Below are 19,437 nucleotides of genomic sequence, written 5' to 3'. Positions count from 1 at the left end.
GGTTCACAGTGTTGTGAACTTACATCGCGAACTGTGAACCCCTGGTAATCGCGGTTCGGCTTCCTCTGCGCCTCGGTGTTTGGGACCGTTTTCCCGTCGAGCCGACGCTGTCGCGGGTGTCAGTTGACGGCTCACGCGACAACGGGTCGGTTCAATTCGGTCGGAAGGGGCAATCCCATGGAACCGGAGACGTTCAACGAAATACTTCTGCTCGGTAATGTCGAAGCCGCTTCGCGGGCGCGCGAGGAGGTTCGCAAATGGCTGGGCGAGAGCCATCCGGCCTATGAGGACGCGCGGCTGGCCGTGTCCGAGCTGGTGACCAACGCCGTCCGGCACGCCCGGCACGGGGTCACCGGACAGGCAGGGGCTTTCGACGACGCCCCGCTGGTCCTGCGGCTGCTGGCGTACGGCGGCCTGCTGCGCGTCGAGGTCGTGGACGCGGGCCTGAGTATCGAGGAGCCCCGCCTCCGGGCGGACCCGGCATGCCTCCTGGTGGAGAACGGCCGAGGGCTGGCCATCGTCGGCATGCTCTCGAACGGGAACTGGGGTTGTCGCTCCCACGGCCGCGCCCCCGGCCGGACCGTCTGGTGCGAGATTCCCGCGAACCCGCTGTCCTCCGGCGAGGGTCTCGTCGAGAGATCAGCTCGGCCGTCTCCGGAGGATCCCCTCTCGGACGCGCCGACCTCCGCTCAGCCGGAGTGACGCACCGCTTCCAGCGCCTGCTGGGAGCCGATGAACCACCCCCGGCGGGTGGCGGCAGGCGGGTTCGTTCCCCCCGAGAGAACCCGCGACATGCGCCGCTCCGGCTCCATCTCCCCCGCTGGAGCCCCCGCCGGGGGTCTGTCGTCCCATCGCGAGAACGTGATCGCGAGCCTCGCCGTATGGGAATGGGAATGGGCGCCACGGTGTCTCGTACGTGCCGAGGACACCCTTGGTCCACCCGGGCGTCCACATCATGTGGACAGGGAAAGGCGCAGGGTCGTGGCGGTGTCGCGCAGGGCCTCCAGGAGGGGGAGGAGCAGGGGGTGGCGTTCCGCGCCCCGGCGTACGGCGGCGAAGACGCGGCGTTCGGGGCCCGGGACCTCGCGGACCGTCACGCCGGACAGGCCGGTGCCGCGCAGGGCCAGGCGCGGGACCATCGCCACCCCGGCCCCGGCGGCGGCCAGCGCGACCACCGCGCTGAAGTCATCGGAGGAGTGGGCGAACTCCGGGGTGAAGCCCGCGTGCTCGCAGGCCAGGGCGATCACGTCGTGGCAGGGGTTGCCGGGGTAGGGGCCGATCCAGGTCTCGCCCGACAGGTCCGCGACCGTCACCTCGCCCCCGGAGAGCCGGTGGCCTGCGGGGAGCACCACGTCGAAGGGCTCGGAGTAGAGGGGGATGCGCGAGAGCCGCCGGTCGTCCTCGGCGGGTGCCCCCCGGTACTCCACGGCCACGGCCGCGTCCACCGCCCCGTCCAGGACCATGGTGAGGCTCTGGTCGCCCTCGGCGTCCAGGACGCGCACCCGGATGCCCGGCTGCCTGTCCCGCAGGACGCCGACCGCCGGGGCCACGACCAGGCCGATCGCGGTGGCGAAGGAGGCCACCTTCACCTCGCCCGCCGTTCCGGCGGTGTGGGAGGCGATGTCGGCCCCGGCCCGCTCCAGCTGGGCGAGGACCTCGTTGGCGTGGCCCAGGAGGATGCGGCCCACGGCGGTCAGCCGCACGCCCCGGCCGTCGCGGTCGAGCAGCCGGTGGCCCACCTCGTGCTCCAGGGCCAGGAGCTGCTGGGAGACGGCCGAGGGGGTCAGGTGCAGCGCCGCCGCGGCGGCGGTGATCGTACGGTGGTCGGCGACCGCGCGCAGGGTCCTCAGCCGCCGCGTGTCTATCACGCCTTGTATTGTCGCCGAGGCCGCCGGTGACCTGCGACGCGGGCCCGGCCGCCGAATGACGGCGGACACGGGCCCGCGACGGGCCCTCAGAGGCGTACCGCTGCGGGAGTTCAGCCGCGGGCGGCGATGAACGACGCGATCGCGTGGTCGACGTCCTCGGTGGAGTGGGCCGCCGAGAGCTGGACCCGGATGCGGGCCTGGCCGTGCGGGACCACCGGGTAGGAGAAGCCGATCACGTAGACGCCCCGCTCCAGCAGGCGCTCGGCCATCGCCCCGGCCTCGGCCGCGTCACCGATCATCACCGGCACGATGGGGTGGTCACCGGGCAGGATGTCGAACCCGGCCTCGGTCATGCCGGTGCGGAAGCGCTCGGTGTTGGCGCGCAGCCGTACCCGGGCCTCGTCCGAGCCGCTGATCAGGTCCAGGACACGCAGCGACGCGGCGGCGATCACCGGGGCGAGGGAGTTGGAGAACAGGTAGGGGCGCGAGCGCTGGCGCAACAGCTCGCAGATCTCCCCGCGCGCCGCCACATAACCGCCGCTGGCCCCGCCGAGGGCCTTGCCGAGCGTGCCGGTGAGGATGTCGACCCGGTCGCGTACGCCGTGCAGCTCGGGGGTGCCGCCGCCGTGGTCGCCGACGAAGCCGACGGCGTGCGAGTCGTCGACCATCACCATGGCGTCGTAGCGGTCGGCCAGGTCGCAGATCTCGGCCAGCGGGGCGACGTAGCCGTCCATGGAGAAGACGCCGTCGGTGACGATCAGCCTGCGCCGTGCGTCGGAGGACTCCTTGAGCCGCGCCTCCAGCTCGGCCAGGTCGCGGTTGGCGTAGCGCAGCCGCCGCGCCTTGGACAGCCGGATGCCGTCGATGACGCTGGCGTGGTTGAGCGCGTCGGAGATCACCGCGTCGCGGTCGTCGAGCAGCGTCTCGAACACCCCGCCGTTGGCGTCGAAGCACGAGCTGTACAGGACCGTGTCCTCCTGGCCGAGGAAGGCCGACAGCCGCGCCTCCAGCTCCTTGTGCACCTCCTGGGTGCCGCAGATGAAGCGGACCGACGCCATGCCGAAGCCCCAGCGGTCCAGGGCCTCCTTGGCGGCGGCGACCACCTCGGGGTGGTCGGCCAGCCCCAGGTAGTTGTTGGCGCAGAAGTTGAGCACCTCGCCGCCCCCGGCGACCGCGATCCCGGCGCGCTGCGGGGTGGTGATGACCCGCTCGGGCTTGAGCAGGCCGGCCTCGGCGATCTCGTCCAGGGTGGTACGCAGGTCGTCGCGGACGTTGTCGAACATCAGGCCGTCCAATCCAGAATGATCTTGCCGGTCGTGCCCCCGGCGGCGGTGTCGAAGGCCGCGTCGAAGTCGCGGTAGGAGAAGCGGTCGGTGATCACGGGGGAGAGGTCGAGGCCCTTCTCCAGCAGCACGGACATGGCGTACCAGGTCTCGTACATCTCCCGGCCGTAGATGCCCTTGATGGTGATCATGGAGGTCACGATCGTCGCGAAGTCGACGGCGAACTCGGCGGCGGGGAGGCCGAGCATCGCGATCTTCCCGCCGTGCGACATGTTGGCGATCATCTCGCGGAGCGCGCGGGGGTTGCCCGACATCTCCAGGCCCACGTCGAAGCCCTCGCGCATGCCCAGCTCGTGCATGCCCTCCTGGACGTGCGTCTCGGCGACGTTGAGCGCCAGCGTCACGCCGAGCTTGCGGGCCAGCTCCAGCCGTTCGGGGCTGACGTCGGTGATGACCACGTTGCGGGCGCCCACGTGCGTGGCCACGGCGGCGGCCATCAGCCCGATCGGCCCGGCGCCGGAGATCAGCACGTCCTCGCCGACCATCGGGAAGGTCAGGGCGGTGTGCACCGCGTTGCCGAACGGGTCGAAGATCGCCGCGATGTCCGGGTCGACCCGCGTCCGGTGCACCCAGACGTTGGAGGCCGGGAGCGTCACGTACTCGGCGAAGGCGCCGTCGCGGTTCACCCCCAGGCCGATGGTGTTGCGGCACAGGTGCCGCCGCCCGGCCATGCAGTTGCGGCACTTGCCGCAGACGATGTGCCCCTCGCCGCTGACCAGGTCGCCGACGGCGATGTCCTCCACGCCGGGCGCCACCTCGACCACCTGACCGCAGAACTCGTGGCCGACGATCAGCGGTATCCGGATCGTCTGCCGTGCCCAGGCGTCGAAACTCCGGATGTGCAGGTCGGTGCCGCAGATCCCGGTGCGCAACACCCTGATCAACACCTCCCCGGCGCCGACGGACGGATCGGGCACGTCCGTCAGCCACAGGCCGGGTTCGGCCCGTTCCTTGACCAGTGCCTTCATGGCGGATCTCCCCTCGTTCCGACCTTACGCACTGTGCCCGGTGGCCTTCGGGAGTGTCCATCGCGGTTTTCTTAACCCCACCGATGGCATTGCTTCACACCCGGCTCCCGGGACCTGGAGGGGTACCCGGACACACGACCGCAAACCAGGAGGTTACCCGCCCGCGCGGTCACCCTCGCCGCCGCCGTGGCCGTTCCGCCGGGTGTCCGGACACGAGCGCGCCCGCCTCTCCCGGCCGCGCCCTGGAGCGGGCGGGCAGGGAGGGACGGGCGGGGAGAGCGGGGCGGAAGGGGGAGCTACTCCCCCTGCGGGGGACGCTCCTCACGGACGGGGCGCTCCTGGACGGGCTGCTCCTCGCGGGGAAGGCGCTCCTGCGGGAGGTGGTGCTCCTCCTGGGCGCGCGGGAGGCCGTCGCCGAGCGGGGACGCCGGGGCCGCGTTGAGCTGGCGCGGGCCCAGGTCGGCCTCGGCCGCCTCGGCGACCGCGTCGGCGGCGGCCTGCTCGGCCTGCTTGCGCTGCTCGGCGGCGGCCTCGTTGACCCTGGGGGTCTCGCGGGCGGCCGGCGACTGCGGCAGCGCCTCGGTGAACGCCTTGGAGACGCCCTGGATGGCGGAGGTGACCTCGCTGGGGATCACCCAGAACGTGTTGTTCGGGCCCTTGGCGAGCTCGGGCAGGACCTGCAGGTACTGGTAGGCCAGCAGCTTGGGGTCGGGGTCGTTGCGGTGGACCGCCTGGAAGACCTCGTCGATGGCCTGCGACTGTCCCTCGGCCTTGAGGATCGCGGCGCCCCGCTCACCCTCGGCCCGCAGGATCGCGCTCTGCTTGTCACCCTCGGCGGTGAGGATCTGCGACTGCCGCTGCCCCTCGGCGTTGAGGATCGCGGCGCGCTTGTCCCGCTCGGCGCGCATCTGCTTCTCCATCGCCTCCTTGATGCTCTTGGGCGGGTCGATGGCCTTGATCTCCACCCGGTTGACCCGGATGCCCCACTTGCCGGTCGCCTCGTCGAGCACGCCGCGCAACTGGCTGTTGATCGTGTCACGCGAGGTCAGCGTCATCTCCAGGTCCAGCGAGCCGACCACGTTGCGCAGCGTGGTGACGGTGAGCTGCTCCACCGCCTGGATGTAGTTGGCGATCTCGTACGCCGCCGCCCGGGGGTCGGTGACCTGGAAGTACAGGACGGTGTCGATCTCGACGACGAGGTTGTCCTCGGTGATCACCGGCTGGGGCTGGAACGACACGACCTGCTCACGCAGGTCGATCATCGGATAGACCCGGTCGATGTACGGGATCACGAAGTTGAGTCCGGGCCCGAGGGTGCTGTGGTAGCGGCCGAGCCGTTCCACGTTGCGGGCCCTCGCCTGAGGGACGATGCGCACCGAGCGGATCACGGTGAAGACCGCCAGCAGGACGATGAGAAGTCCGGCTATGAGCAGAGGATCCATGGGTCACTCCCGGGGATACACGAGCGCGGTGGCGCCCTCGATCTCGATGACGTCGACGGTCGCCCCGGCGGGGATCACCAGGGTCTCGTCATAGGCCCTGGCCGACCACTCCTCGCCGCCGATCCGCACCCGGCCGTCCCGGCCGGTCACCTCACGGAGCACGTAGGCGGTCCTGCCCACGAGCGCCTGGATCCCGAACCTCTGGCTGCGGGAGCGCTGGGTCAGGTGGCGCTTGGCGATGGGCCGGACCACGACCACCCCGGCGCCCAGGGCGATCGTGAAGGCCACGAGCTGGAGCGGCACCGGCAGCCCGAGGACGGCGGCGACGGAGCCGAAGAGCGCGGCGCCTCCGAGCAGGCCGAGCGCGGTGGTCAGGGTGAAGATCTCCGCGATCCCCAGCACGACGGCCACGATCAGCCAGATGACCCAGTAATCCATGCTCCGGCCCTCCTACTCGTACAACGGGACGGATGCCCGGGAGGTTCCTTCTCACCGTATGTCGTACGTGTGAAAGCCGCCACGATCCGGGGTCCGGTGGACCCCGGGTACGTTTAGCGTGCCGGCTCGATCCTTCCCGAGACCTCGCCCAGGGCGATCACGGTCCCGCCGGGCCCGGGAGCGGTGGCGGTGATCGTGACGACGTCCCCGTCCTCCAGGAAGCTCCGCGCGGAGCCGTCGGGGAGCTTGAAGGGCTCGCTCCCGTTCCAGCTCAGCTCGATCAGCGAGCCGCGCTCGCCCGGCTCGGCGCCGGAGACGGTGCCGCTGGCGTAGAGGTCGCCGGTGCGCAGGGACGCGCCGTTGACGGTCATGTGGGCGAGCATCTGGTCGGGCGTCCAGTACATGTCCCGGTACGGCGGCCGGGAGACGACCTCGCCGTTCACCGCGACCTCCAGCCGCACGTCCAGGCCCCACGGCTCCTGCCTGCGCAGGTAGGCGGGCGGCTCCGGGTCCTGGCCCCGCCCCTCGACGCGGGCCTCGGACAGGGCGGCGAGCGGGGTGACCCAGGGGGAGACCGAGGTGGCGAAGGACTTGCCCAGGAAGGGGCCCAGCGGGACGTACTCCCACGACTGGATGTCGCGGGCGCTCCAGTCGTTGACCAGGGTCACGCCGAACACGTGGTCCTCGAAGCGTCCGGCCCGCTCTCCCAGGGCCGTCGGGACGCCCACGACGAAGCCCAGCTCCGCCTCGATGTCCAGCTTGGCGGACGGTCCGAAGACCCCGGCGCCGCGCTGGCCGGTCGGCCGGACGATCGGGGTGCCGGAGGGGACGACCGTCCCGGCCCTGCCGTGGTAGCCGACCGGCAGGTGCCGCCAGTTCGGCATCAGCGGCTCGCCGTCCGGGCGGAACATCCGGCCCAGGTTGGAGGCGTGCTCCAGCGAGCAGTAGAAGTCGACGTAGTCGGCCACCTCGAACGGCAGGTGCAGGGTGACCTGCTCCAGCGGGACGAGGTGCCGCTCGGCCACCGCCAGGTCGGTGCTCAGCTTGTTCTGGATCAGTGCCCGGGTGTCGCGCCACGCGGCCGGGCCCCTGGACATGAAGGCGTTGAGCGAGCCGGTGGCGAACACCTCGTCGTGCAGGGCGTCGGCGAGGTCGAGGACGTGGTCGCCGTAGCGGACGCCGACCCGGGGGGTCTGTCCCTCGTGGCGGGAGAAGACTCCGTAGGGCAGGTTCTCCGGACCCCAAGACATCACGCGATCTCCTCTGCTGTGTCGAACGTCGTACCGGGTGCCGGCGTGGGCCGGGAAGTCGTCCCGGCTCCGGGGCCGGGAGCCGGGGTGGGCGCGGGCGGGCGGTGCGGGACCAGTCCCAGGGCGACCAGGTCGTCGATCGGGGTGCCCGTGCTGCACGACCCGTAGGAGACCAGCAGTTCCCTGGCGCGCCCGGCGACCTCCGGTGGCACGGCATGGGCCGTGCGCACCAGCCCGCCGACGTCGGTGAGCTTCAGCACCGGCACCGGGTCGCGTCCCTGTACGGCCGCGCACACCGCGAGGACCAGGTTGAGGAAGCCGTGCCGGTCCACGCCCAGCGCCGGGTCGAAGTGGCGGACCGCGTTGTGCAGCCCGGCCGTCGCCTTGAACGGCACGCCGTGCCCGGCGCAGTACGCGATGAAGGCGCCCAGGTCCTCGGCGCGGGGGAAGGCGTCGGCGGCCGGTCCGCCGCAGCGGACCTTCAGGCCCGGTCCCGAGCCGTCGCGCGGCAGGGACGTCAGGTCACGGGGGTCGACCTCGACGAAGAGCCGGGCCTCGCCGGGGATCCGGCCGGCCAGCCGGTCCGCGACGGCCCCGGGCGTCTCGCCGGGTCCCTGCCGCACCTCGACGAGCTCCACGACGAGGTCGTCGAGCGGCGGCAGGGCGGGAACGTCCATGATCAGGCCGAGCCGGATCGGGAAGGTCAGGTGGTCGCGGAGCTCGTCCAGGCGACCGGCCGGGCAGAGGAAGCGGTGGGTGAGCACCGGGTCGTTGCCCGCCAGGTCGGTCCTGTGCCGTTCCAGCGCCTCGGCCATCGGCAGCGCGGTCGGCGGGAAGAGGCCGGCGTCGTCGACGAGGCCGCGGAAGAGCGGAGCCGTACCCGTACCCGTGCCCGTCTCCGGACCCGCGGGCACGGTGGTCACACCGGTGTCCGTGTCCGTGTCCGTTCCCGTGCCGCTGTTCGCGTCTGCGCTCATGGCCTGTCCCTACCCAGCCGCGGCCGCATGACCGGGTCCTGGCGCACGGTCGTGCGGGGGAGAGCGGCGGGGCGGGGGAGAGCCCTCGTCACCGGGCCCACGTCCAGGCGTATCCCGGGTCCTCCACCGACAGTCCGGCCGGGCCCAGGTCGAGCGGGCGGAAGGTGTCGACCATCACGGCCAGCTCGCTCGTCTCGGTGTGGCCCTGGCGCACCGCCTCGATGACGGCCTCGACGGCGCCGGGCTGCGGCCCGTGGGTGAACCCGGCGGGGTGCAGCGAGACCGAGCCGACGTCGATGCCCGAGCCCCGGCGCGCGGTGTAGTCGCCGCCCGCGTAGAACATCAGCTCGTCGGAGTCGACGTTGTGGTGGTTGTACGGGATCGGGATCGCGTCCGGGTGGAAGTCGAGCGGCCGGGGGCAGAACGAGCAGATCACGAAGTTGGGACCCTCGAAGGTCTGGTGCACCGGCGGCGGGGCGTGGGTGCGCTTCACGATCGGCTCGAAGTCGTTGATGTTGAACGCGTACGGGTAGAGGCAGCCGTCCCAGCCGACCACGTCGAACGGGTGGTTGCGGTAGACCAGGCTGGTGAGGCCGCCGCGCGTGCGGACCAGCACCGGCACCTCCTCGCCCTCGACGACCAGCGGCTCCTGCGGGGTCCGCAGGTCGCGCTCGCTGTAGGGGGCGTGCTCCAGGAACTGGCCGTACTGCGACAGGTAGCGCTTGGGCGGGCGGATGTGCCCGGCCGCCTCGACGGTGAACGCGGTGACCCGGCCCTGCGGCACCCACCGGTGGATCGTCCCGGTGGGGATGACCACGTAGTCGCCCTCCCCGGCCTCGATGACCCCGTACGTCGACTCGAACCTGGCCCGTCCGCTCGCGATGTAGACGCACTCGTCACCCATGGAGTTGCGGTAGAGGCCGCTGGCGGTGTCGGTCGCGGCGTAGGAGAGGCGGACGTCGGAGTTCCCGGCGAGCAGCCCGCGCCCGGTGACGAGGTCGCCCCCGTCGGGAAGGTCCTGGGTGCGCAGGTGACGCGGGGAGAGCGGCAGGTTGGGGCTGAGCACGGCGGTCTCGTCGGGCGCGACGGCCTCGGCCTTGATGATCGCCGTGGGGAGGTGGCGGTGGTACAGCAGCGACGAGTCGCTGGAGAACCCCTCCTCGCCCATCAGCTCCTCCGCGTACAGCCCGCCGTCGGGCCGCCGGAACTGCACGTGCCGCTTGCGGGGGATCTCTCCCACGACCCGGTAATACGGCATCCGCTTCTCCCGCTCTGTCCGCTTATCGGACGCATACGTCCTTTATACGTACAACGATCGGTCAGCGCGGGAGAGATGTCAAACATGCCGGTACGCGCGTCAGCGGGTCCGGCGGTAGCGGACGATCGGGCCGAGCAGGCCCGGGACCGTCTCGAAGGGGACCATGCCCAGGCGCCCGGCGACGGCGGCCGACGCGGCGTTGCCCTCGTCGACCTCGGCCAGCACCTCGGGCAGGCGCAGGACGTTCAGCGCGTGCTCCACCACGGCCCGCGCGGCCTCGGTCGCGTAACCGCGCCCCCAGGCCGAGGGGGCCAGGCTGTAGACCACCTCGACCCCGAGATCCTCCAGGAGACGCAGCCCGGCGGTCCCGATCGGCTCGGCCTCCCGCGATTCCCGGACGGTCCAGATCCCGTACCCCGACGTGGCGAAGTCGCTCTCGCTCTCCTCGACGATCTCGGCGATCTCCGCCGGTGACAGGATCGCCCCGTCGAACAGGAACCGCCGTACGTCCGGCGTGGTCCAGTGCGCGTGCAGCCCCTCCAGGTCATCCGCGTGCACCGGGCGCAGCACCAGCCGCCCGGTCTCCAGGACATGGTTCATCCGCGACCTCCAGGACGATCACCGATCCGTCCCCACACATTAACGACCGCGCGTCGGACGGGACGGTTCGATGTCCGGCGGTCGCCGTTCCCGGGGATCGAACTCCGGTCCGGTGCGCCGGGCGGCGGGATCCGCACGTCGGCGAAGGTCCTCGGGTCGGCGCCGGGCGGCCGGGACCCGCACGTCGGCGAAGGTCCTCGGGTCGGCGAGGGACCTCAGGTCAGCGAGCCCGACAGTTCGGCCGCCGCGACGGCGACGCGGGGGCCGACGACGTCCGGGTCGAGGGCGGTGAAGGCGACCACCCCCACCGACGCCTCCAGCCAGGGAAGGCCGGGCACGGGAGCGGCGACGCCCCTGGCCCCCTCCTGGAGCTGCCCCTCGGAGGCCAGGTAGCCGGTGCGGCCCTCGCGCAGGGCGAGGATGGCCAGCCCGGCCGCCCCCAGGGTGAGCGGGTGGCGCGCCCCCTCGCGGTAGGCGACGTGCATGCTCGTCCAGGAGGGTTCGACCACCGCGACCGCCAGGCCCTCGTCGCCCTCGGCCACCGTCAGGTGCGCGGTCGCCCCGACCTCCTCGGCGAGCTTGCGCAGCGTGGGCAGGGCGTCCTCGCGCAGCAGCGGCTGCACCGCGCGGGCCAGGACCAGGACGCCGAAGCCCAGGTGGACCCGGCCGCCGCCGTCCCTGCGGACGAAGCCCTCGTTCTGCAGGGTGGTCAGCAGCCGGTACACCGCCGGACGGCTGAGCCCCAGCTCCGCGGCCAGTTCCGTGGGGGTGCGGCCCCGGTGCCCGTCGGCGAGCAGCCGCAGCAGCCGCAGGCCGCGCTCCAGGGTCTGCGAGGATTCGGCCGCCATCTAGGGTGTCCGCCGGGCTGGAACCATGCCCCGATTATCACCGCCGCCCCGCTCCGGGCCGACACCCCCCGCCCCCGGGTGCGTCTCCCTTTTCGGTACGTCCCGACGTGAGGCGTGTTCCCGCGCCACGTGCTGTCGCGAGGCGTGTCCCCCTGCCGCGTGCCGTCGCCGGGCCTGTCCTCCCCGCGTGCCGTCGCCCGCGCTCGGACCGGTCGGTGATCTTGTCATGCCGGTAATAACCGGCGCCCGGGAATGTGGAGGGCTGTGGCAAGAATCGCGGGAAGCGCCTGACGTAAGTTGCTAGGTCCCTGTACCGCGGTGAGGGGACCTTGAGCATGCGCGAGACGCTGATCGCCCAGGTTGGACGCTGGGCGCGGGAGATCCCGGACGCCCCCGCCTACACCTTCATCGACCACTCCACCGGGCGGGACGGGGTCGAGCACACGCTCTCCTGGGCCGGGGCCGACCTGCGGGCGCGGGCGCTGGCCGTACGGCTCCGCGAGGTGATGCTCCCGGGGGAGCGGGTGGCGATCCTGGCGCCGCAGGGGCTGGACTACGTGGTCGCGATGCTCGGCGCGATGTACGCCCGGGTGATCGCGGTGCCGCTCTTCGCCCCGGACCTGCCCGGCCACGCCGACCGTCTGCTGCTGGCCTACACCGACTCCGACCCGGTGTGCGTGCTCACCACGACGTCCGCGCTGGAGGGCGTGCACGCCTTCCTGGACGGCCGCTCCGTCCCCCGTCCCAAGCTGGTCCTCACCCTGGACACGGTCTCCGGCCTGCTGGCCGACGAGTGGGAGCCCGAGCCGATCGGCCCCGGCGACCTGGCGTACCTGCAGTACACCTCCGGCTCGACGCGCACCCCGGCCGGGGTCGAGATCAGCCACGGCAACGTCACCGCCAACGCCCGGCAGCTGTGGGCGGCCTTCCGCGCCACCCCCCGCGTCTCCACCGCGGCGCTCTGGCTGCCGCTCTTCCACGACATGGGCCTGATCGCCACCATCGCCGCGCCGATCGTGGGCGGCAACCGGGCAGTCTTCATGGACCCGGTGGCGTTCGTCATGCACCCGGTGCGCTGGCTGCGGATGCTCGCCGCGTACGAGGACGTGTTCACCGGCGGCCCGAACTTCGCCTACGAGTACACGGCGAGCCGCGTCACCGAGGAGGAGAAGGCCACGCTGGACCTGTCCGGCGTCTCGGTCATGCTCAACGGCGCCGAGCCGCTCCGGGGCGGCACGATCCACCGCTTCTCGGAGGCGTTCGCCTCGTGCGGGCTGCGTCCCGAGGCGCACACCCCCGGCTACGGCCTGGCCGAGGCGACGGTGTTCGTCACGGCCATGGACCGGGACCTGCCCGCCCGCGTCACCCTGTTCGACCGGGACGCGCTGACCGCCGGGCGCGCGGTGCCGCACACCGGCCGGGGCCGGGTCAGCGACCTCGTCTCCTGCGGGGTGCCGACGGGCCAGCAGGTGGTCGTCGTCTCCGCGTCCGGCATGCCCAGGCCGGACGGCGAGGTCGGCGAGATCTGGGTACGCGGCCCGAACGTCGCACGCGCCTACTGGCGGGACGGGGAACGCAGCGCCGAGGTGTTCGGCAACGTCCTCCGGGCCACCGAGGGTACAGCCGGTACAGCCGGTACAGCCGGCGCGGGCGGCACGCACGGTACCCACGGCATGGGCGGTCCTGGCGGTGCCGGCGGCACCCACGCGGAGGGCGCCTGGCTGCGGACCGGTGACCTGGGTGTCCTCTACGAGGGCGAGCTCTACGTCACCGGGCGGATCAAGGATCTGATCATCGTCGACGGGCGCAACCACTATCCACAGGACGTGGAGGCGACCGTGCAGGAGGCCGACCCGGCCGTCCGCAGGGACCACGTGGCCGCGTTCGCGGTGCCCGGCGAGGAGACCGAGCTGCTGGTGGTGGTGGCCGAGCGGTCGCGCAGGGCCGGGGGGCGGGACGAGGACGAGGTCGCGGCGAACGTCCGCGTCGCCGTCGCCAAGAACCACGACCTGCGGCTGCACGACCTCGTACTGGTGGAGGCCGGGGCCGTGCCGCGCACGTCCAGCGGGAAGATCGCCCGCCGCGCCTGCGCGCGGGCCTACCACGACGGCGTGTTCCCTGGCGGCGCGTCGTACGGGGACGCGCCGCCCGGCGGGCCCGCAGAGGACGCGTCCAGCGCGGATGCGTCCACCGTGAGGGTGCCCGGCGAGGGTGCGGCCGGCGCCGGTGAGGACGCGACCGGCGGGCGAGGTGCCGGCGTCTGATGTTCGAGTCGCTCGGGCGGGCCGTCTACCGGGGACGCTGGTCCCTGCTGGTCCTGGGGACGGTGTTCGGGCTCCTCGCCGGCTACGTCGGGCTGGGGCTGTTCGGCAGGATGTCCGACGGCGGCTTCGAGGACCCGGGAGCCGAGTCCACCTCGGCCGCCCGGTGGAGCGAGCAGTGGTTCGGCGGGAACTCGCCCGACGTGGTGGCCCTCTACACGCACCCCGCCTACGAGGCCGCCGACGCGGAGTTCGAGAAGGACGTGCGGGCCTCGCTCCGCGCGCTGCCCGCCGAGCACGTCGCGAGCACCACCACGTACTGGACGACCAGGGCCGACGACCTGGTCTCCGAGGACAGGCACTCCACCTACGCGCTCGTCACCCTGCGCGGCGGGCAGCTGACCAAGCAGGACGGCTACGCGGAGATCGAGGACGAGCTCCGCCGGATGCCCGCCGGATACACCGTCAAGCTGGGCGGCCGGATCCCGCTGCTGCTGGACCTCAACGCGCAGACCGGCGCGGACCTGCGGCAGGCCGAGGCCATCTCGATGCCGATCCTGCTCGTCCTGCTCGTCCTGGTCTTCGGCAGCCTGGTCGCGGCGGGCCTGCCGCTGGTCGTCGGGCTGCTCTCGGTGGCGGGCGCGCTGCTGCTGCTGCGACTGCTCACCGAGGTGACCGACGTCTCGGTGTTCTCGCTGAACGTCGTGACGATGCTCGGGCTCGGGCTGGCCATCGACTACTCGCTCTTCGTGCTCAGCGCCTTCAGGGAGGAGATCCGGCGGGGGGCGTCCACCGAGGCGGCGGTGGTGCGGACCATGGCCACGGCCGGACGCACCGTCGCCTTCTCCGGGCTGACCGTGGCGACCTCCCTCAGCGGCCTGCTGCTCTTCCCGCAGATGTTCCTGCGCTCCATCGGGCTGGGCGCCGCCGCGGTCGTGCTGGTCGCGATGGCTGCGGCGCTCGTCGTGCTGCCCGCGCTGCTGGCCGTGCTCGGGCCGAGGGTGGACGCGATCAGGCTCATGCCCGACTTTGGACGCCGCAGGAGGGGCGCCTGGCACTCCATCGCCTCCAGCGTGATGCGCCGCCCGGTCGCGTACCTCCTCGGGGTCGGTCTGCTGCTGCTCGCGCTGGCCGCGCCCTTCGCCCACGCGCGGTTCGGCAGCGTGGACCACCGCGTGCTGCCCGAACGGTTCGAGAGCCGCCAGGTCGCCGAGGCGATCAACGCCACGTTCGCCAAGAACGCGATGTCGCCCATCGAGGTCGTCGTGCTCGTCGAGCGCGACCTCGTCGGGCCGATGACCACCTCGGCGCCCGGCGCGCTCACCTCCGAGGTCGGCACCCCGCGCGGCCCGGTCGGCGTCGGCGACTCGGGGATCACCCCGGTCACCCAGGTGGGACCGCCGGACGTCAGGGTCTTCGCGGAACGCCTGCACGCCCTCGACCACGTCACCGGCGTCGACGTCACCGGCGTCTCGCAGAACAGCGGCGCCGTGCGGCTCGCGGTCCGCTACGACACCGACCCGATGTCGGACGAGGCCCGCGCGCTGGTCGACAGGATCCGCGAGCTGCCGCCCGAGCCGAACTTCCAGGACGTCGTCGTGGGCGGCGCCACCGCCGCGCAGCTCGACCTCCAGGCCGGCCTCCGCGCCACGCTGCCATGGACCGCGCTGGTGGTCTGCCTCATGACGGGCCTGCTGCTGTTCGCCGCGTTCGGCTCGATCCTGCTGCCGGTCAAGGCGATCCTGATGAACGTGCTGTCCCTGGGCGCGTCGTTCGGGGTGATCGTCTGGGCCTTCCAGGACGGCAACCTCGCGGGCCTGCTGGGCTTCACCCCGACCGGGACCATCGAGGCGACCATCACGGTGCTGATCCTCGCCGTGGTGTTCGGACTGTCCATGGACTACGAGCTGTTCCTGCTCAGCAGGGTCCGCTCGGAGTGGCTGCGCACCGGCGACAACACCGTGGCCGTGGCGGCCGGGCTGGAACGGACCGGAGGGGTCATCACCAGCGCGGCGCTGCTGCTGCTGGTCGTCATCGCCGCCTTCTCCACCGCCGGGATCACCGTCGTCAAGATGCTCGGGGTCGGCATGTTCGTGGCGATCGTGGTGGACGCCACCCTGGTCAGGGGTCTGCTGGTGCCCGCGACGATGCGGCTGACGGGCGAGGCCAACTGGTGGCTGCCGGTCGCCCTGCGCGGCATCCACCGCCGGGTCGAACTCCGCGAGCTCCACGAACACGCGCGGGGCGAGCTTCCCGCGACGTACGTGACGGTGGAGCGCGAACCCGTGCGGGGGTTCCGCCGCACCGTGGCCGCGCACCGCCTGGAGCTTCCCCCCGCCCCGCCCTCCCCGCCCTCCCCGTCCTCTCCGCGAGCCGCGCGGGCCACGCGGTCGCCCGTCGCGCGGGCCGCTCGCCCGGCCGTTCCTCTCGGTCCCGCACGGACGGTTCCGGCCGTTCCGGTACGCGTGATCGCCACGACGCGGGAGGACGTGGTGCGGCCGGACGACGACGAGATCGTCATACCGGCCACGGTGCTCCACCCGTACGAGCCGCTCCCTTCCGCGACCGTGCTCCACCCCTACGAACCCCCTCCACCCCCGGCCCGCGTCCCGCCCTCCGTCCACTTTCCGCCTCCCGTCCCGGAACCCGAGCCCTTCGTCCAGGCTCCGCCTCCCGTTCCGGAGCCCTCGCTCGCCGATTCGCTGTTCGCCGAGCCGCCGTTCGCACCGGCTCCGCGCCCCGCATGGTCAGAGCCCGAACCCGTGCGGTCGGCACCCGAGCCCGCGCGCCCGGAGCCGGAACCCCCTCGACGGGCCCCCGAACCTGTGCGACCCGCACCGGGACCCGTCCGGCCGGGGCCGGAACCCGCGCGGCCGTCCGGTCGCAAGCCGAAGAGGGTCATCAAGCCGAACCTGAACGGTCCCGGCTGGCACTGGGGGGAGGATGACGAGGAACCGTCCGGGCCGGCTCCGGATCCACGGCCCGCGGGCGGGTCCGTGCCGCTCACGGATACCGGCCCGGTGCCCCCTGTGCCGGAACCCGCCGTGCCGGTCGTGCCGGTGGTCAGCAGCCACCTGATCGACCAGCTCGAACCACAGATCCGCCCGGCACCCGTACGGCGCGTGCCGCCCGCCGTCCCGCCGGCGAGCGCGTCCCCTACGCCTTCCTCCGCACCTTCACCTTCCTCTCCGCCCCCGCCTCCGCCCCCGCCCCCGCCTCCGGTCCCGTCGCCCGCGGAGGTCGCAGGGCCGGACGAGGAGCCCGCGTGGAGGGGGGACGAGAGGCGGGAGGCGCGGGGCGGCGCCGTGGGCTGGGTGGCCGTGGAGGCCCGGAGCACGCGGGTCGCGCGGCCCACCGCCGACGGGTCCGGCTGGGAGTGGATCGAGGTGGAGGAATGAGCGACCTCGCGTCCGCACCCCCGGCCCCGCCCCTGTCGCGTGGACGGCACAGGCTGCTGTTGCTGGTCATCGGGCTGGCCGGGTTCGTCACCACCCTCGACAACACGGTCGTGACGGTCGCGCTCCCCACCGTCCAGGCCGAGCTGGGCACGTCGTTGGCGGCGCTCGAATGGGTGGTCACCGGTTACGTCCTGACGTTCTCCGGTCTGATGCTCGCCGGGGGGCGCCTGGCCGACGTCCACGGTCGCCGCCGGATGCTCGTCGCCGGGCTGGCCGTGTTCACGGCGGCCTCCCTCGCCGCCGGGCTGGCCTCCTCGACGGGTGCGCTCGTCGCCGCCCGGCTGGTCCAGGGGTGCGGGGCCGCGCTGATCCTGCCGGCCATGCTGGCCGTCGTCTCGGTCGGCAACGACGAACGGCGGCGGTCCGCCGGGGTCGCGGTCTGGATGGCGTCGGGGGCCGGGGCCCTCGCCCTGGGGCCGGTGGTCGGCGGCTACCTCACCCAGCACGCCCACTGGAGCTGGATCTTCCTGCTCAACGTCCCGCTCGGCGTCCTTCTCATCGCGCTCACGGCCGTCGTGGTCCCGGAGACGCGCGACGAGCGGGCCGTCCGGGTGGACGCGCCGGGGGTCGTGTCGTCGGTGGTCGTGCTGTCGGCGGGGACGTTCGCGCTGACCTTCGGGACCGAGCTTGGCTGGACCTCGCCTCCCGTCCTGGCGGCGGCGGTGCTCTCCGCGGCCGGCGCGGTCGCCTTCGCGGTCGCCGAGAGGACCGGCAGGGACCCGATGGTGGATCTGGCGCTGTTCCGCGCGCGGGCCTTCACCGGCGGGGTGCTCGCCCAGGTGCTCTGGGGGCTCGGCGTCAACGGGGTGTTCTTCTTCACCGCGCTGTTCCTGCAGGGCGTGCTCGGCTTCACCCCCGTCATGTCGGGGCTGGCGTTCGTGCCGCTGGCGCTGCTGGTCGTCGTGGTGACCCCGCTGGCGCCGCTGGCGGAGCGCCGGTTCGGCGCCGCCCGTACGGTCGCGCTGGGGCTCGTCCTCGTCGCCGCGGGCATGGTGGCCGTCGCGTTCCTGCGGCCCGGGGACGGCTGGGCCGGGCTGCTGCCCGCCGTGTGCGTGATCGGGATCGGCTCGGCGCTGACCATGCCGCTCGGATCGGCCGTGCTGGGCGCCGTACCCGAGTCCAGGGCGGGTGTGGCCGGGGGCGTGTTCAGCGTGGCGCGGGAGATGTCGGGGCTGTTCGGCATCGCGCTCGTCGGAGTGATCGTCAACGGCTCGGCGAGCTTCACGGCCGGGTACTCGGCCGGGTTGCTCGTGGCGGCGTGCCTCGTCGCCGTCGGGGCGGTCGTCAGCCTGGTGACGCTCCCACGGAGGTCGGCGAGGTGACGCTCCGATGAGGATCGGCGGGGGCACACCCGTGGGAATCGGCGGGGTCGGTCCCTGGGGGATCGGCGGGTCATATTCTCGGCGGGTCGTATTCGTGGGAATCGTCGGGATCGTCCCCGTGGGAATCGGCGAGGTGACGTCCCGGTGAGAATCGTGATCCTGGCGTTCGGCTCGCGGGGCGACACCCAGCCGTGCGTCGCGCTCGGCGCCGAGGCGGCCGGGCGCGGGCACCGGGTCACGGTCGTGGCGGCGGCCCGGTACGGCGACCTGGTCCGCCGGGCCGGTCCGGCCGAGCTCGGACTCGTCCCGCTCGGCGTGGACCCGCTGGGAATCGTGGAGTCCGAGGAGGGGCAGGCGTGGCTGCGCAGCGGTCCCGCCGGGTTCGTCAGGGGGTTCCGCACGGTCGTGGAACCGCTCGCGGAGCGTCTCGCCGGAGAGGTGGACGCCGCCTGCGCCGGCGCGGACCTCGTCCTGGCGCCCGCGCTGGGCGGTTTCGGGCACCATCTCTCCGAGCGGCACGGCATGCCCTACGCCCTGATGCACTTCCAGCCGAGCGAGCCCACCAGGGCCTTCCCCAACCCGCTGGTGCCGTGGCGCACGCTCGGCGGGACGGCCAACCGGGCCAGTTACGCGTTCGTCGAGACGCTGAGCGAGCTGCTGCTCGGCCGCATGGTGAACCGGGTGCGCGGCCGGGTGCTGCGGCTCGGGCCGATGCGGGGCAGCCCGTTCCGCAGGGCCCGCGCCGACCGGGTGCCGGTGCTGTGCGGGGTCAGCCCGCACGTGGTCGGCCGGCCGCCGGACTGGCCCGAGCACGTGCACCTGACCGGGTACTGGTGGCCGGAACGCCCCGAGCCTCCCGCGCCCGTACCGGCCGCCTTCCTGGACGCGGGACCGCCGCCGGTCTTCGTGGGGTTCGGCAGCATGGTCCCCGCCGATCCGGTCGCCACGGCCAGGGCCGTGGTGGCCGCGCTCCGCCGGGCCGGGATGCGCGGCATCCTGCAGAACCTCCCGTACCCGGACGCGGAGGACATGCTCGTCATCGGTGACGCCGACCACGCCGGGCTGTTCCCCCGGGTCGCCGCGGTGGTGCACCACGGCGGCGCGGGGACCACGGGAGCGGGGTTGCGGGCCGGGGTTCCGGCGGTGGTCTGCCCCTTCTTCTCCGACCAGCCCTTCTGGGGGGCCAGGGTCGCGTCGCTGGGAGCCGGGCCCGCGCCGCTGCCGATCGGGAGGCTCACCGCGGACGCGCTGGCCGCGCGGGTGGCGCTCGCCGTACGGGATCCCGGGACGCGGGCGGCGGCGGCGCGGCTGGGGGAGCGGCTGCGCGCCGAGGACGGCGTGCGGCGTGCCTGTGACGCGCTGGGGCTATGACCTTTCCGGTATGACCGGGATCGTGGTGAGGTG

General features: G+C 73.0%; 15 protein-coding genes. 5 read left to right on the top strand and 10 right to left on the bottom strand.

Features of this window, described 5'->3' with window-relative positions; all coding sequences use genetic code 11:
• Positions 1-177: 177 nt before the first annotated feature.
• Positions 178-702: an ATP-binding protein gene (locus ACLQ2R_RS34670; RefSeq protein WP_425965640.1), complete on the top strand. Its 525-nt coding sequence runs from the start codon at positions 178-180 to the stop codon at positions 700-702.
• A 251-nt stretch (positions 703-953) separates the two neighbouring features.
• Here ACLQ2R_RS34670 and ACLQ2R_RS34665 read toward each other — a convergent pair whose 3' ends face one another.
• The 10 genes from ACLQ2R_RS34665 to ACLQ2R_RS34620 form a co-directional block, all read right to left on the bottom strand.
• Positions 954-1,868, bottom strand: coding sequence for a LysR family transcriptional regulator (locus ACLQ2R_RS34665; RefSeq protein WP_425965639.1), 915 nt, complete (start codon positions 1,866-1,868; stop codon positions 954-956).
• A gap of 110 nt (positions 1,869-1,978) precedes the next feature.
• Positions 1,979-3,151, bottom strand: coding sequence for a glycine C-acetyltransferase (locus ACLQ2R_RS34660; RefSeq protein WP_425965682.1), 1,173 nt, complete (start codon positions 3,149-3,151; stop codon positions 1,979-1,981).
• Positions 3,151-4,179 (bottom strand): L-threonine 3-dehydrogenase, encoded by a 1,029-nt coding sequence (gene tdh, locus ACLQ2R_RS34655; protein ID WP_425965638.1) that lies wholly within the window; start codon positions 4,177-4,179, stop codon positions 3,151-3,153. Before tdh ends, ACLQ2R_RS34660 begins: the two co-directional genes overlap by 1 nt.
• A gap of 296 nt (positions 4,180-4,475) precedes the next feature.
• The gene (locus ACLQ2R_RS34650; RefSeq protein ID WP_425965637.1) at positions 4,476-5,621 is read right to left on the bottom strand and encodes an SPFH domain-containing protein; all 1,146 of its coding nucleotides are present in this window, start codon (positions 5,619-5,621) and stop codon (positions 4,476-4,478) included.
• Between the two features lie 3 nt (positions 5,622-5,624).
• Positions 5,625-6,059: an NfeD family protein gene (locus ACLQ2R_RS34645; protein WP_425965636.1), complete on the bottom strand. Its 435-nt coding sequence runs from the start codon at positions 6,057-6,059 to the stop codon at positions 5,625-5,627.
• 113 nt (positions 6,060-6,172) lie between these two features.
• Positions 6,173-7,309, bottom strand: coding sequence for a fumarylacetoacetase (gene fahA / locus ACLQ2R_RS34640; RefSeq protein WP_425965635.1), 1,137 nt, complete (start codon positions 7,307-7,309; stop codon positions 6,173-6,175).
• Positions 7,309-8,286, bottom strand: a complete 978-nt coding sequence (locus ACLQ2R_RS34635; protein WP_425965634.1) for a hypothetical protein — start codon at positions 8,284-8,286, stop codon at positions 7,309-7,311. The genes fahA and ACLQ2R_RS34635 overlap by 1 nt, the downstream gene beginning before the upstream one ends.
• Positions 8,287-8,374: 88 nt before the next feature.
• Positions 8,375-9,544 carry a homogentisate 1,2-dioxygenase gene (locus tag ACLQ2R_RS34630; protein ID WP_425965633.1) on the bottom strand — a complete coding sequence of 390 codons (1,170 nt, stop codon included), beginning with the start codon at positions 9,542-9,544 and terminating at the stop codon, positions 8,375-8,377.
• 99 nt (positions 9,545-9,643) lie between these two features.
• Complete coding sequence (locus ACLQ2R_RS34625) at positions 9,644-10,144, bottom strand: GNAT family N-acetyltransferase (protein ID WP_425965632.1); 501 nt, start codon at positions 10,142-10,144, stop codon at positions 9,644-9,646.
• Between the two features lie 215 nt (positions 10,145-10,359).
• On the bottom strand, positions 10,360-10,992 hold the full coding sequence (locus ACLQ2R_RS34620; protein ID WP_425965631.1) for an IclR family transcriptional regulator: 633 nt from the start codon (positions 10,990-10,992) through the stop codon (positions 10,360-10,362).
• Positions 10,993-11,327: 335 nt separating this feature from the next.
• Between ACLQ2R_RS34620 and ACLQ2R_RS34615 the strand changes: the two genes are divergently transcribed.
• The 4 genes from ACLQ2R_RS34615 (at position 11,328) to ACLQ2R_RS34600 (ending at position 19,404) form a co-directional block, all read left to right on the top strand.
• The gene (locus ACLQ2R_RS34615) at positions 11,328-13,256 is read left to right on the top strand and encodes a fatty acyl-AMP ligase (protein ID WP_425965630.1); all 1,929 of its coding nucleotides are present in this window, start codon (positions 11,328-11,330) and stop codon (positions 13,254-13,256) included.
• Positions 13,256-16,651, top strand: a complete 3,396-nt coding sequence (locus ACLQ2R_RS34610) for an MMPL family transporter (RefSeq protein WP_425965629.1) — start codon at positions 13,256-13,258, stop codon at positions 16,649-16,651. Before ACLQ2R_RS34615 ends, ACLQ2R_RS34610 begins: the two co-directional genes overlap by 1 nt.
• Positions 16,648-18,033 (top strand): MFS transporter, encoded by a 1,386-nt coding sequence (locus ACLQ2R_RS34605; protein WP_425965628.1) that lies wholly within the window; start codon positions 16,648-16,650, stop codon positions 18,031-18,033. Before ACLQ2R_RS34610 ends, ACLQ2R_RS34605 begins: the two co-directional genes overlap by 4 nt.
• A 144-nt stretch (positions 18,034-18,177) precedes the next feature.
• Positions 18,178-19,404: a glycosyltransferase gene (locus tag ACLQ2R_RS34600; protein WP_425965627.1), complete on the top strand. Its 1,227-nt coding sequence runs from the start codon at positions 18,178-18,180 to the stop codon at positions 19,402-19,404.
• Positions 19,405-19,437: the final 33 nt, after the last annotated feature.

It is taken from the genome of Streptosporangium sp. DT93 (assembly GCF_049844535.1).
Taxonomy (GTDB): domain Bacteria; phylum Actinomycetota; class Actinomycetes; order Streptosporangiales; family Streptosporangiaceae; genus Streptosporangium.
The sequence above is the reverse complement of the archived record's forward strand: the minus strand, read 5'-3'. Positions and strand labels throughout refer to the sequence as shown.